9 protein-coding genes and 1 pseudogene are annotated in these 14057 nt (G+C 71.0%); 1 reads left to right on the top strand and 9 read right to left on the bottom strand.

The annotated features are described in order from the left end of the window. Positions 1-47 precede the first annotated feature (47 nt). Genes AF335_RS18380 through AF335_RS18395 form a run of 4 tightly spaced genes read right to left on the bottom strand, consistent with a single transcriptional unit; the run spans position 48 to position 5591 of the window. A complete protein-coding gene (locus tag AF335_RS18380) occupies positions 48-734 on the bottom strand; it encodes an RES family NAD+ phosphorylase (protein ID WP_376697848.1) in 687 nt (228 codons plus the stop codon). After that, on the bottom strand, positions 734-1534 hold the full coding sequence (locus AF335_RS18385) for a hypothetical protein (RefSeq protein ID WP_102919482.1): 801 nt from the start codon (positions 1532-1534) through the stop codon (positions 734-736). Before AF335_RS18385 ends, AF335_RS18380 begins: the two co-directional genes overlap by 1 nt. Further along, a complete protein-coding gene (locus AF335_RS18390; RefSeq protein ID WP_102919483.1) occupies positions 1531-4944 on the bottom strand; it encodes a CHAT domain-containing protein in 3414 nt (1137 codons plus the stop codon). The genes AF335_RS18385 and AF335_RS18390 overlap by 4 nt, the downstream gene beginning before the upstream one ends. Next, entirely contained in the window at positions 4935-5591 is a 657-nt protein-coding gene (locus AF335_RS18395) for a hypothetical protein (RefSeq protein WP_102919484.1), read from the bottom strand. The genes AF335_RS18390 and AF335_RS18395 overlap by 10 nt, the downstream gene beginning before the upstream one ends. A 388-nt stretch (positions 5592-5979) precedes the next feature. Here AF335_RS18395 and AF335_RS18400 point away from each other — a divergent pair, with 388 nt between their 5' ends. After that, positions 5980-9207: a CHAT domain-containing protein gene (locus AF335_RS18400; protein WP_244927080.1), complete on the top strand. Its 3228-nt coding sequence runs from the start codon at positions 5980-5982 to the stop codon at positions 9205-9207. Between the two features lie 22 nt (positions 9208-9229). On the opposite strand, the pseudogene AF335_RS18405 reads toward AF335_RS18400, so the two are convergent. The 5 genes and pseudogenes from AF335_RS18405 to AF335_RS18420 form a co-directional block, all read right to left on the bottom strand. Then, positions 9230-9415 (bottom strand): annotated as a pseudogene (locus tag AF335_RS18405) (CorA family divalent cation transporter); the annotation flags it as partial. Between the two features lie 612 nt (positions 9416-10027). Next, the gene (locus AF335_RS35750; protein ID WP_244927081.1) at positions 10028-11122 is read right to left on the bottom strand and encodes a PD-(D/E)XK nuclease family protein; all 1095 of its coding nucleotides are present in this window, start codon (positions 11120-11122) and stop codon (positions 10028-10030) included. A 145-nt stretch (positions 11123-11267) separates the two neighbouring features. Further along, positions 11268-12830 carry an ATP-dependent helicase gene (locus AF335_RS35755; protein WP_228773554.1) on the bottom strand — a complete coding sequence of 521 codons (1563 nt, stop codon included), beginning with the start codon at positions 12828-12830 and terminating at the stop codon, positions 11268-11270. A 323-nt stretch (positions 12831-13153) separates the two neighbouring features. After that, complete coding sequence (locus AF335_RS18415) at positions 13154-13588, bottom strand: NUDIX domain-containing protein (RefSeq protein WP_102919486.1); 435 nt, start codon at positions 13586-13588, stop codon at positions 13154-13156. Between the two features lie 103 nt (positions 13589-13691). After that, complete coding sequence (locus tag AF335_RS18420; protein ID WP_102919487.1) at positions 13692-14021, bottom strand: MazG-like family protein; 330 nt, start codon at positions 14019-14021, stop codon at positions 13692-13694. Positions 14022-14057: the final 36 nt, after the last annotated feature.

The following is a 14057-nucleotide window of genomic DNA, read 5'->3' on the forward strand; positions in this document are numbered from 1 at the left end:
ACTACCCTTCACAGGCGGACAAGCCTGGTACCGAACACCCGTGTCCGTCACCGTCTGACGGGCTTCGACACCTCCGCCCGCAGCGGGCCGAGCAGCCGGTCCAGCTCGTCCGTGCCCGCCGGGGAGCCGAGGTCCGCGATCCCCCGTTCCGGCAGCACCTCCAGGGCCCCGCAGTGGCAGTCCTCGAAGCGGTCGTGGAAGAGCACCATGGCGTGCCCGGGCCGGTTCCGGCGGGACTGCCAGACCAGCCCCATGGCCCCGGGTGCCTGCGCCCGGATCTCGCTCGTCCAGCGCCGTGCCATCGGATAGCTCCTCTCGTCGTCCAGCAGGTCGGCGGTCTGGTGGACGGCGGCCAGGTCCTTCTCCTCGATCAGCGAGACCAAGGTCAGCTCGCGCGTGGTGCGCAGCACGCTCAGGGCCCTGCCGTGGACGAGGGCGTAAGGGATCCGCCGCGTCCCGGTCCGCGGGAACGGCACCGAACGCAACACGCTCTCCGCGACGGCCGTCAGGGCGGTGTCGGCCACGTACAGGCTGCGGTAGGGGTCGAGCACGGTGCCCTCGAAGCGGCCGCCCCTGAGGTGGATGTCCGCGAGCGTCGGGTTGAACTGAACCGGTCTGTACGTGGACTTGTGCACCCGCCACAGCTCCGTGCCGGCCGGGATCACCTCGAGGTTGGGCTCCAGTTGGTCCTCGATCATGGGGAAGAACCTGATCAGGGGCGGGAGGTTGCTCATCACTCCCCCTCCACGAGTGCGGTGACCGCGCAGACGAGCTCGTGGTCGGGCAGCCGCCCCAGGAGCGACGCGGGGGTCCCGCCCAGCCAGCTGTTGCCGCCGAGCCACCAGGACGCGGCGCCCCGGGGGTCGATGTCCGCCAGGAGCAGCCGGTTGACCTGAAGGACGACCGGGTGCGGTGTGCCACCGCCCGGCGGGAACTGGAACTCCGGGTAGCGGTCGCTGTTCGGCGGGTCCGGCAGCCTGATCAGTTCGGGTGGCGGCGCGCCGCCACAGCGCGCCGCCACCTCGGCCGCCGAGAGGGCCGGCTCCCGGAGCAGCGGGTCGGGCGCGCGGCCGTCGCGGAACGGCGTGGAGGGCGGCGCGGCGGGCATCAGTCCGGGCTCCGGGACGCTGCCGGGCATCAGCGCGGGCTCCGGGACCCCGGCCTGCATGAGGCCGGGTTCCGGGAGCCCGGTCGTCATCGGACCGGGGTGCGGGGCCGCGGCCGTCAGGAGGCCGACCAGCGCCAGCGCGTCCGTCACGGTCGTCGGCCCGGGGGGCGCGGTGGCCAGCCGTACCCCGTCCAAGGCGGCGCGCACCGGATGGTCGAACGGCAGCGGCCGCAATGCCAGCCTGACGCCCTGGAGCGCCCTGCGGACCGCCATGTCGCTGTCCGGCGGCGCTTCGGTGAGCGCGCTCAGCCGGGTGAGCAGCAGCGCGTGCTGTGCGTCGTCGAGCGCCGCGCGGATGGACTCCCGGTGTTCGCCTATCAGGGCGAGCAGCGGCTCCGCGGACGGTCCGCGGCCCTCCTCGTTCATGCTGTCCCTTCTTCCGCGTTCGTCGCGCTCGGGCCCGGGTGCCCCTGATGGCTGAAGGCGGCCCAGAGCGCGGTACGTTCCCGTCCCGGTCGTGCCATCTCCCTGAGCAGGTCGCCCCGGAGGGAGCCCGGGTTCTCCCGGTGCGGATCGAGCATCCACGACTGCGCCGCCCTCAAGGCGTCCACGGGGCTGAGCCCGTCGACGGCGAGGTGGTGGTGGAACACCGCCATCAGCAGCGCCGACGCGCTGTCCTGGGCCGGCCACCGTGAACCCACGACGTCCCGCGCCCCGGCGGCGACGAAGGCCGTGGCCAGGGTCAGTGCCTCGTCGTGGTCGCGTTTGCTCAGATCGGTCTGGCAGGCGCTCAGTACGACCAACGGCCCGTCCCCGGCGTCCTGCCGCCCCTCGTGGTCGAGCAGCCTGGTCACCGTCAGCGGGGCCGGAGTGCCGTTCCCGTCGGCCGCGAGGTCCAGCGCGGAGACCGTGGGGCGGGTGCCCGCCGACCCGTGCGAGGCCACGTGCAGCAGGGAGGTGCCGTCCGAGAGGAACCCCAGGACGGCGTCGGGCGTACCGGGCGGCAGCTCTCCCGGCTCCACGTCGTAGAGCGCGCCGCACACCCGGGCATCCGGGTAGAAGGCGTCCCGCAGGGCGGTCACCTCGGCATCGGCGTACTGCAGGCTCATCGTCGGGTCGGCCACCAGCACGGGGGCGCCGGCCGGGTCCCGCGGCGCACGTCCCACCGTGCGCAGGAACTGGCCGCCGGACGCCGCGTAGCTGACGACCACCGCTTGGCAGAGACGCCGGTGTTCCGCCCCGGCGGGGAACCGCGCGGCGTGCCACGGGACGATGCCCAGGCGCCCGCAGGGCACCAGGACGACGCGGAGCGGCCGGCCCTCCCGCCCTTCGCCTGCCTCCGCCAGCCGGTCCTCGATGCCGCCGAGGACCGGGCCGAGCACCTGGAAGGCCCAGTCGCACAACTCCTCCAGTGCGTTCTCCCACGCCTGGGCGGCGGACGCCCCGTCCGGATCGGCGTCCCGTGCCGCCGCCGCGTCGACATACCGCGCCAGCGGGCCGTCCTCGGTGTCGCGGAGCAGCGGCAGGGCGCCCGTTCCGGCGCCGAGCTCCGGTCCCAGAGCGATCACCAGGCCCGGTCCCCGTTCGTCGCCGGCCACCAGATAGAGGAGTACGTCCGCGCCCGCCCCGGCGAGTCCGTCCGTGAGTTCGCCGAGCGTGGGGGTGCTCAGCAGGCCGCCCTCCCGACGGTATCCGAGGGCGTCGAGGGCCTCGCGGCGCAACGTGCTCGGCAACAGGCCCGGAACCTCTCCGGCGTCGTCCGTGCCGTCCTCGGCGCCGCCCGCCGCCCGCCATGCCCCGGCGAGCCCGTGACGCCCGGCGGCCTCCAGGAGTTCGGGCACGGCCGACGAGGTGGAGGCCGCTTGCAGGACCAGGGCCCGGCCCAGCTCCAGGGCGGCCACGGCCTCGTGCGGCTTGCCGTACGAGGCCGCCATCCGGGCCGCCCGGACGCCCCGGCTCGCCCCGGTACGGGCGGCCAGCAGCCCGTGTTCGGCGCCGGTCTGGAGGAGGACGTCGGCGGCGAGTGCCTTCAGCGCCTCCTCGGCGGCTTCCAGGGCGCGGGTGCCCGCCCCGTCGGGCGCGTCCTCCGTGAGGAGGTTGCGCAGGTGGTACGACTCGGCCAGCTGCCACAGCGCGTCGGCGGCGATCCGCGGTGCCCTGCCCTCCCGTACGCCGGTCCGGAGCCGTTCGAGCTCGTCGATCCGGGTGTCGAGCACGGCCGGGTCGCGGTCGCGGTCGAAGCGGAGGCCCAGGGACAGCGCCGAGGAGTAGAGATCGTCCATCGAGGCGTCCGGGGGCGGCGGGACGTGCGCGGGGGCGGGGGCCGTCTCTCCGGTGAGGGCGTCGTGGACCATGCGGAAGTCCCGCGTCCGTGGCTCGGGCAGCTCGTCGGCGAAGGGCAGGCCGCTCTCCTTGACACGGGTCATCGCCTGCTCCATGAGGGGCAGGGACCGCAGCAGCGCCTCGTGGTCCCGGGTCACCATGCCGAGCGAGGCGTGCACCGAGCCGAGTGCGAAGTCGATCGCGAACCGGAGCGGATCACCCTCGGGGACGGCCGGCCCCAGGGCTTCGGCCTCGTCCAGGAGCTTCCGGAGGGCGGGGACGTCCTCCGTCTCCCGGGCCGCCATCGCCCGCGAGATGATGTCCATCGCGCGCCCCACGACGGCGGGGTCGCCCATGCCCGGGGGAAGCGATCCACGCATGCCTTCCAGATGTCCCACGAGCGAGTCCATGTGGGTGCGCCCGGCCTCAGCGTCCTGGTAGGTGCCTCCTACGGCCGGACTGATGCCGAGCAGGGCCGTCCTGATCGCCTCCAGGGCCGACGACGACTCCAGACCTCCCGGCAGCGGCAGGCCCTGTGCCGAGCGCAGCCTGTCGAGGAGGGCGTTGAGCGCCTGCGGGTCGCCGTTCCGCAGGACGGAGTCGAGCCCTTGGGCGGCCGCGTTGACGGCGTCCAGGGTGGTGACCATGTTCCGGAGGGCGTTGAGGGTGAGCGTGGACGGCGGCTCGGGCTCCGGCGTCGGGTCTGTTCGTGGTTGAGGGTCCGGAGCCGGTTTCAGCTCGGCTGGCTCCGGCTCCGGCTCCGGCTCGGGTTCCGGGGCCCGCTCCCACGTCGGCCGGGCGGACGCGGAGGAGTCCGGGCCCGGAGGCGTCGTCGCCCCGAACATACGGTCCATCATCAGGCGTAACTGGTCCGCGTATGGCGAACCGGGCGGCACCATGCCCGCCAGCAGGTCGGAGACCCCCTGGGGCGAAGGGGCCGAGAAGAGCGTCTGCGCCCGGCGCAGCGGACCGAGCAGTTCCGGCGGCAGCGGCAGGGTCACCGCGTCGTCCATCAGCGCGCCGAGCTCCGTCGCCCTGGCCATCATCCCGGCGGGTCCCGCTTGTTGGAGCCGGTCGAGATATCCGGAGAGATCGGGCACCGCCGCCCCGGGCACCTCTCGCTGTGGCCGGATCGGCGAGAGGTGGCTCATCAGGAACAGCGCCGCCCACCGCCGGTCCTCCTCGGTCACGGCGGCCCCGAGCGGCGTCGTACGGTCCCGGGCGTCCCGCAGCAGTCGTTCGGCCCGGTCCCGGTCCATGGGCGAGCCGGCCCCGGCCGCGTCCCGCAGGGTCAGCGCACCCGCCAGCCACACGTGCGCCGAGCCGCTCAGCTCCTCGTCGTGCTCCAGCAGCCGGGCGAGCTGGTCGAGTTCGGCGACCGACGCCGTCGTGGCCTGCGGCGACAGCGGGCCGCCCCCCACGCCGGTGAGCAGCCGCTTCACCCGCTCGACGGCGTCCGACACCCAGGCGCGCAGCCCCTGAACACCACCGCTCTCCTCCCGGCTCACCGGCATCCCGCCTCCTCGGGCCCCACACAGCCCTCCGCAGTCACTGTCGGATCGCTCCCACTATGCCGGTCCGCCGCGGACGCCGCCCCGGCTTCGCCCGCATCTCCCCGCCGACGGGCGGAGCCCGCCCGGGCGGCACCAGGACCGGCCCGCATCTCGCGCCGCATCTCCCGCAGCCGGGCCCACAGGGCCTCGATGTCCTCGTGTGCCGCGTCCGGTGAGTCCTCCGGACGCGGCACACCGTCGTCCAGCCGCCGGATCATGCCGTAGACCGCCCCCAGGCCGTGGCTGACGGCGCTCGCGCGGTCGAGAACCCGCTCCGGGAGCCGTATCTGCGCTTCCGCGTACGCCTCCCGGTGGTGGTCACGCGCGTCGGTGAGCCGCTGCCGTACACGCGGCGCCTCCGCGGTGTCGCCGAGTGCGTACAACTGGTCGGTGAGCGCGGCCAGATAACGCCGTCCGGAGGCGTTGAGCGCCACGTAGCACGACCACAGCTCCCGCGCCTCGGCGCGCCGCTCCCGCGCCCTCTCGGCCCGCTGCCGTTCCTGCCGCCGGCTGCGGTCGGCCGCCCGCTGGGTCAGCAGCGCGGACAGCAGCGTGCCGACGACTCCCACGACGGCTACCAGCGGAGCGGTCACCACGCCGATGTCCACGCTGCCTCCTCCTTCGTTCCCCCGTACGAACAGCGAAGCAGCGGTCGGCGTGCCGGGTGAAGACCGGGCCCGGACCTCGCCCGCTGTTCGCCCGGTCGCCGCCCAGCGGGGCCGGGAACGGCGGCCGGCGACCGGCGCGGGGTGGCCGCCGGTCGAATTCCGGTCGGATGGAGGGAAGTCGGCGACCGTCAGGAGCCGGGGGAGCCACCCTGCGGCCATCATGGGCCGCGAGAGCGACCGGACGGAATCACCGTGACGGACGGGGGAGGGGACGGGGGACATGGTGGGCGACGAGGAGAGCGGTGGGGTCCAGGGGCTTCGGACCTGGGTCGCCGAGGCCACCGGACGAGGCGCCCGGCTGATAGGACGGGGAGGTGAGGCCCCTCCGGTGTCCGCAGCGGAGTCCGAGGGCTCGATCGCCGAACTCTCGCGGCTGCGAGACCTCCTGGAACACGACCGGCTGCTGCTCGGCAAGGTCACCCTCGTACTCGGTGGCCTGCACGCCACCCGCCACGCGGCCGGACACGGCACACCGGACGACCCGGAACGGGCCGGGCGCCTGTTGGGCGAGGTGCGAGATCCGGCGACGGCCGCCGGGGAGCGGATGTCGGACGAGGACAGGCAGTGGGCGGCGATGTTCCTGCTGATGGTGTCGGATCACGTGCGGCCGGGCCCGGCAGGGGCCGCACCCCCGGACATCTTCTCCGTCCTGGACCGCGCCTTGGCGGCGGAACCCGGGCAGCCGGCCGCGGAGGCGGCGCGGATCGCGGCACTGGCCGCCGAGACGGGCGAGCTTCCGATGCTGCCACCGGAACTCCAGGGGCAGTTGCGGCAGGTGCAGGACCTCCTGTCGTACATGGCACGGACCGATTTCTCCGACCCCGAGACGCTGCTGGCCATGCTGCCCCCTGGCTTGCCGTTCGCCGACCATTTGCGGACGCTGCTGGGCCCGATCTCGTCGTTCCCCGACTCGCCCGACTCGCCGGCACCGGGGGTCGCCGTCCCGGAACCGGAACCGGAGCAGGAGGCGGACCGGGCCGACACCGCTGTCACAGGCGCGTGGCTCGCCGCCGTGCTCGGCCTGCCGGAGGCCGTGAACTCCGGCGATCCCGAGTCCCTCAGCCGCCTTCTCCGGCGCCTGGGAGGGGAACTCGACCGCCTGTCGGCGGGGCACGGCCGGACCGCCGAGATCGAGAGCCTGATGCGCATGGTGCTGCAGATGGCCGGGCCCCTCGGGGGCAGCCGTGCCGACAGCGATGCGGCCCTCCGGCAGATGGGGCCGGTCGTCGAGCACTTCGCGCGGTGGGCGGCAGAGGATCCCGGAGCGGCCCACCTCGTCGTCGGGGCCCGGGCGGCCGAGCTGTTCTTCAGGACGCGGGCCGCGGACGAGGCGGAGAACGAGGACGAACTCCTGCGGTTGACGGGCGAACTGGAAGCACTCGAGCGTTCCGTGGCCGCCGGGCATCCGTTCCACTGGCTGGTGACGCTCCTCCACGGATCCGCGCTCGTATCGCTCGGAGAGCGCACCCGCGACGACGAGACCGTCGTACGCGGCCTGGACCGGCAGGAGGCCGCCCTCGAGGCGAGGCCCGAGTGGGAGACCGGGGTTCCAGAGGCGAGGATCGCGGAGCTCGCCGAGGGGCTCCGGGCCACGCGGGTCATGCTGGGCCGCGCCCCGGAGCACATACTCAGCCCCGCCCCGCCGGCCCCCGGCACCTCGGCGGGCACCCCGTACCTCACCGCCATGACGGCGGGCCTCCGGTACTCCACCACCGAGGACCCGGCCGATCTGGACGCCGCCATCAGCGGACTGGAACACGTACGCGACGAGGTCCGGCAGGGCCGGTCCCCGCACCTGGCCTTCCCCGCCCTGTGGCAGCTCGCGGAGTACTACCGGACCCGCCAGAGCCGCACCCAGGACCCGGCGGACCGGGACGCCGCCACGGACGCGGCGATGGAAGCGCTCCAGGCACTCGCCGGCGACGTCGTCCTGCAGTCCGGATCCGACCACGGCCTGCTCGCCGCCCGGACCGGGGCCGAACGAGGGGTGCGGGCCGCCGTCTGGGCCGCCTCCCAGGGCCGGGTCGAGGAGGCGGTGGCCGCCCTGGAACTGGGCCGGGCCCTGGTGCTGCAAGCGGCCTCCGCCGCACGCGCCGTGCCCGACCTCCTGGAGGCCCGCGGCCACCACGACCTCGCGGAGGAGTGGCGAGCGGCGGAATCCGTACGGGACGGATCGGAACCCGTACGGGCCGGATCCGCACCCGGCGCCGGCGTGGCACCCGACGAGCTCCCCCGGGAACTGCCCAGCTCCTTGCGGCGCCGCGCCCTGGAGGCCCTGGGCCACCGCCGCCGGGACGGTGCCCTCTTCCGCACCCCCACGGTCGACGAGCTCAAGGCCGGTGTGGCCGGGAGCGACGCGGACGCACTGGTCTACCTGCTGGCCGGCGACGGCACCACGCCGGGCATGGCCGTCGTACTGGGCCCCGACATCGGCACCGGCGTACGGGCCCTGCCCCTCCTGTCCGGCGAGGAAAGCGGCCCCCTGGAGCGGTTCCTCGACGCCTCGGCCGCGTACCAGGACCGGCCCACCGCGCCCGGGACCGCGCGGACCTGGGAGGACGCGCTGTCCGAGCTCTGCGACTGGGCCACGGACGCGATGATCGGCCCGGTGCTGACCGGCATCGCGGAACGGCTCGCCGCGAACGAGAACCGGCGCAAGGCCCGCCCCGGCCCGCCCAGGATCGTCCTGGTGCCCTGCGGCCGCCTCGGCGTCGTGCCCTGGCACGCGGCCCGCCTCCCGGCCGCCGCGCCCCACGACTACGCGTGCCAGATCATGGTCATCAGCTATGCGGCGTCCGGCCGTCAGTTCCTGAACACGGTCCGGCGCGCCCGGCGCGCCCCGGCCGAGGCTCCCGTCCTGGTGGCGGACCCCACCATGAGCCTGCCGTACGCCGAGCTGGAGGTGGCGGCGCTCCAGCAGACCCTGTACCCGCGGGCGCGCCTGTACGGGGAGTTCTACGAGCCTCCCGTCGAACCCTCGGCGCCTGGCACCCCGGACGACCTCCTCGACGCCCTCGCCGGGAATCCGTCCCTGCTCCACGTGGCGTGCCACGGCTCGGCCGGCACCGACCCGACCACATCGGCCCTGCGCCTGGCCCCCGACGAGCACGGACCTGCGGACCTGCTGACCGTCTCACGCCTCCTCGATCGCCCCACAGGTGAACAGACCTACCCCGACGGGCCGTTGGTCGTACTCAGCGCCTGCGAGACGGACCTGAGCAAGCGCGACCACGACGAGGCACTCACTCTGACGACCGCCTTCGTGGCGAGCGGCGCGCGGGACGTGGTGGGCTCCCGGTGGGCGACCCAGGACTCGGCCGCGGCCCTGATGATGGCCGTGTTCCACCACTACTTGACCGCCGACGGCCTGAGCCCCGTGGACGCGCTCCACGCCGCCCAGATGTGGATGCTCGACCCGGAACGCGAGAACCCGGGGTCACTCAGCGGCAGCCTGCTGGCCGAACTGGCCGGCGCCCCGGAACTGCACCACCCGTCGGCCTGGGCGGCCTTCATCCACCAGGGCCATCCGGGGCCGTCGGCCAGGACGCCAGGGTGACGGCGCGTAGGCGGGCGCCCGCCTACAGCCAGTCGCGCTTCTTGAAGACGACGTACAGGCTGGTGCAGACGATGGCCATCAGCGCAATCGCGAACGGATATCCGCCCACCCAGTGCAGCTCCGGCATGTTGTCGAAGTTCATGCCGTAGATCGTGCCGGCCAGCGTCGGCGCGAACAGGATCGCCGCCCACGACGAGATCTTCTTGAAGTCGTCGCCCTCGGGGCGCTGACCTGCGGGAATCAGCTGGAAAGGTGCTCTGACCTGCGGCGATGCTTCTTTCCGGCTCTTTCGTCGTGCTGCCTGTTTGCGCGGCCGGCCCTCCCCAGCCGCTCCCCAACGGGGCTCCGTTCTCCCCAGATTCTCCCCAGCGGGGCCGACCCGTCTTCGGGGAGAAGTCGGCTGAGAGGCGCCTTGGCCTCCGTAGCCGCCGTAAGCGGGGCAGCCGGGCATGAGGATGATCTCCGTGCCGGTAGTCATCGTGAGGGTGCCCTCGATGTACGCGCCCTCGATGACCTGGTCCACCCGCGTCTTCGGCAGCTACGGCGGGGTATACCAGCCCACGATTCGGTCGTAGGGAGCCGGCCCGGGTAGCCGACGGTGCCGCCCGCGGCCAACTGAGCCGCCCTCGCGATCCGAACCCGAGACCTATGCATTACGAGTTCGAATCCGATCGTGACAGCTGGTGACTCCCACTGCCGCCCGGTATCTGTCCATGCAGGTCAGCGCCGGGCGGCAGCCCCCTTGGGGCCGGTACGTGACATCGGTCTGAGGGCGTCCGGGCTCACACGGGGCTCACCCCGTTACACCGGAACTGCCCCGTCAGGGGGATGGCCGGTCGCGACAAACGGCAGCGAAATCGCACGTACTGCATGTCTCGCACCACGCGGACTTTCGGGGCAGGTCGTTGATCCGTAGGGCGTTGCCGGCGGCTGCCACCTTGCCCGAGATGTGTGACAGCAGATCGTCGCTGACCTCCTCGCGCTTGCTGCCACTCCCCTCATCAAGGTTGAGAACCTCCACGAGGTCCGCACGTGTCCCGCTCAGCTCCTCATAGCCGACTACGTAAATGTGCAGCTGATCCCTCGTGACGTCCTCAGCCTGAGCCCGCTCAGTCGACTTGAAGTCGACGATGGACACCTCACCTGTGTCCAACCTCCGAATCAGGTCAATCCGGCCCTTCACGGTGACGCCCGAGGTGACGTGCACCTCGATGGGTTGCTCCGAGTACTCGGTCAGGGCCAGCCGGGCTCCGTTATCCCTGAGGTACCGGCTCACTGCGCGAGTAGCCGCGGTACGAAGTTGTTCCTTGAGCGGTGCAGGGGCAAACGGGGCGTGAAGGTGCCGATCAACGAGTTCCTCAACCTCGCTACTGGTCGCGATATCTCCCTTGACCGCCCGCTTGTGGACCTCAGCCATGACGTCATGCAGAGACTTGCCGTAGCCGAGCTCCTTCTGCAGCGGCGAGTCAAAGCCGTAGAGGAAGCGCAGCTTGAACTGATAGGGGCACTCAAAGAGGTACTTGAGCTCACTGAAGCTGAGTACGACATCCGGTGTCTTGTGCCGCGAACTCAGCTGGAGCCGACCAAGTGCGCTGCCGTCGGGACGAACCGGCTCCCTCGTGAGAACGTAGGTGTTGCGCGTCACCTCAGCGAAGAAGAGCGATTCCTTCTTGTAGAGCTTCTTGTCGCTCGGCGAGAAGGTCATAGCCAGGTACTTCTGTGACCGCGTAACCGCCACATAGAACAGACGCCGCTCATCCTCCTCCGTACCCCGGTAACGCGCAGCACCTTGGACGGCAGACTCGGGGATCACGTGGAAGACGTTGAGTCCTCCTTGCCGCTTACCCGGGAACCGGTTCTTCCGCAGGCACGGGACGAAGACAGCTGGCCATTCCATGCCCTTCGACTGGTGCACCGTGGCGATGGTGACAGCGTTGGGACGGGCATAGCCGGCGTCGGCATCGCTCTCCTCGTAGTAGTCAGCTGCCTGGTACTCCAGCCACTTCGCGAAAGTAGCAAACCGGTCAGGCGGGTTGCTGAGGAAGTGGATGCGCTCGTAGTCACCAAATCGCTGTGCTGAACCTGCCGAGGTTGTAGAACACGAGCTCTCCCCGCTCGGGGCCCACGGACTCGGCAATGCCCCCCTCCCGCAGGCCGAGCTCTTCGAGGAACCGAAGGTATACACCCTGGATCGTGAAGGAGTCCCAGGGCATGTCCGGCGTCCAGGTACGTGCCTCATCGAGCACGGAGATGCCCCGCTGGATGTCATCCGGCTTGAAACCAAGCTGAGAGTCCAGCCAGGCATTCACGACCTCCTCCCGCTGCACCTCCCCAGTGACGTAGGAGAAGGAGGACTGAGCTGCCTTGATCTCCGGGGTCTCAAAGAGTCGACTGAGCCCCTTGATCACGTAGGGGATGCCACGCCGCCGAAGTTCCGCAACAAGCGGGCCAGCGTCGCCAGAGACACTACGGAAGAGAACTGCGAAGTCCGACCAATCCAGACCTCGCGCCTCGCCGCCAGGCCGGTCGGCAAAGGGCAGCCCGCGCATCCACTGCATCCGGCTACAGATCCACTCAGCCTCGTCGGAGTCCGAGTCGAAAGTCAGAGCGAGGAGATCGCCACGCTCGTACTCCTGATGCCCGGAGGCAACCATGCTCTTCTGGAGACGCTCTCCGCTCGGGATCCCCTCAGCAATCGTCCGGCCGAGATCCACGATGGCCCGACTGGAGCGGTAGTTTTCGTTAAGGGTGACCGTCTCGACGTCCTTGTACCTGTCTGCGAAGGTAAGGATGTTCGCAACAGCACTGCCTCGCCACTGGTAGATCGTCTGATCGTCGTCCCCGACAACGCAGAGGTTTGCGCCAAACTGCGTCAGCCCGCGGATCAGCTGCTCCTGGGCGGGGTTCGTATCCTGGTACTCGTCCACCACGACGTAACGGACTGTGTCCCGGACGTGGTTGCGGAGGCTGATGACCGGATCCGGGCCTGTCGCGCCCGCGTCACCCGCAGGGTCGAGAAGGTCGGCAGCTTGCCGCAGAATCTCGCTGTAGTCGAAGTAATGATGGCGCTTGAGCAACTTCCTGTAGCTGGTCAGCCCCTCTCGAGTGTCGTCGTACAGCTGGCTCGCATCGACTTCGTCTTCACGGAGGAGGCTCAGAACCTGCTGGTAGAGCCGCGACTCTGTGTAACGCCGGAGCTCTCGGGGCGGCTTGCCTGCCACGCGGGCGAGGGTGTCGGTGAGGCCGCTGTTACGACTGTTCCGGTCGATGAGCACACGGGCCTGCACATCACTGAGCACCGAAAACTTGAACGCTTCCGGAGCGTGAGAGTGGAGCAAGTCCAGCGCGTATCCGTGCATCGTTCCGACGAAGAGCTCGGCAAGTCCGTGGACCTCGCCGAGCTCTTCCCGAACACGCGCGTTGATCCGCTCCTTCAGCTCGCTGGCGGCCTTATCAGTGAAGGTGAAGGCCACGATGTTCCGCGGGTGCACGCCAGGCTGCTTCAGCAGCTCCACAACCCGGCGGGAGATCACCTCAGTCTTGCCCGAACCCGCACATGCGACGATGAGGAGGTCGCGTTGGATGGTACCGATTGCAGTAAGCTGAGCTGCCGTCAGTTTCAATGCACAGGCTCCTTATTGATCAACAAGCTGCCGACGAAGGGCCACCCTTCATCGCGCCTTCTGGTGTAGCAGGAGCCACTGACAACGGTGGTCGGCTTGACGGTTCTCCCAGCTCAGAGGCCGCTATCTGGTAGGCGGTGACAAGCCGGAGGCCGGTGGCCCTACAGGCAGGGCCGCGGTAGGCATCGAGGGTGCTATCAGCGAAGGGCTTCGAGTTCGCTGTCACTCGTGTCGGGGCGGTTCATGTCATGCCGCCTGGTGGCTTTATGTGCAGGTCAGCGCCGGGGTTCGCACCACGATGGCCCGCCCGAAGGCGTCCGGGCTCACACATCTTGGTGGAGAGCGATCGCCTCTCGGCACCACGGGGGTACGCGGAGCCGTGGGAGCACCGAGGCCGGGAACCAGTGGAGCATGATGCCCTCGGTGAGGGGGAGGGCGTGGGCGTCTCCGTCCCAGTGGCCGGTGTAGATGGCGATCGGGCCCTTGCCGAGGTGTTCGGCGTTCCTCTGCTGGACGGTGGTGAACTCCTTGAGCGGGATGGTGAGTCCGGTCTCCTCCGCTACCTCGCGTGCGACGGTGTCGGCCAGCGATTCGCCCGGTTCGGGACGCCCGCCGATAGGAGTCCAGTAGCCGGGCCAGCAGATGCCTTCGATGTCGTCGCGGAGATGGAGCAGGTAGTCGCCCCGGCTGTTCGTGATCAGCGCGGATCCCCCCGTGCTGGCCTCAATCGCTTCCGCTTGGAGCTGGGTGTCGGTCATCCCGCCATGGTCCACCCCGCGGGTGGGGGAGAAGCGTCTACGACACGGGCCGACGGTCGCGTCCCGAGGGCGCGCGACCGCCGGCGTGGGGATGGGTGAGTGGTCAGGAGGCGGCAGCGGCTTCGCGGCCCCTGCGGGTACGGCGGTGGAAGATCTCCTCGAAGGTCGCGCGAGCGCCTTCAGGGTCGATGTAGTGCATGGCCGGCAGGGCTGCGATGACGGCGCCGACGAGGTCGTTCTGGACCTCGGACCAGCTGTGGGCGTCGCCGCAGGTGGTCAGGCCCTTCAGCCCGTAGAGGGCGTGCATGGCCTCGCCGGCCTCCTCGGCGACCTTGCCCACCTGGAGGGCCTTGAGTTCCTCGTCGGGGAGGTGTTCACCGGCCTTGCGGCAGACGGCGGAGAGCTTGGTGATGTCGTCCCACAGGTCGTCCATGACGGATCTCCCATCCGTGTGTCCCGGCCCCGGGGG

It is taken from the genome of Streptomyces eurocidicus, assembly GCF_002891295.1.
Lineage (GTDB): Bacteria > Actinomycetota > Actinomycetes > Streptomycetales > Streptomycetaceae > Streptomyces > Streptomyces eurocidicus.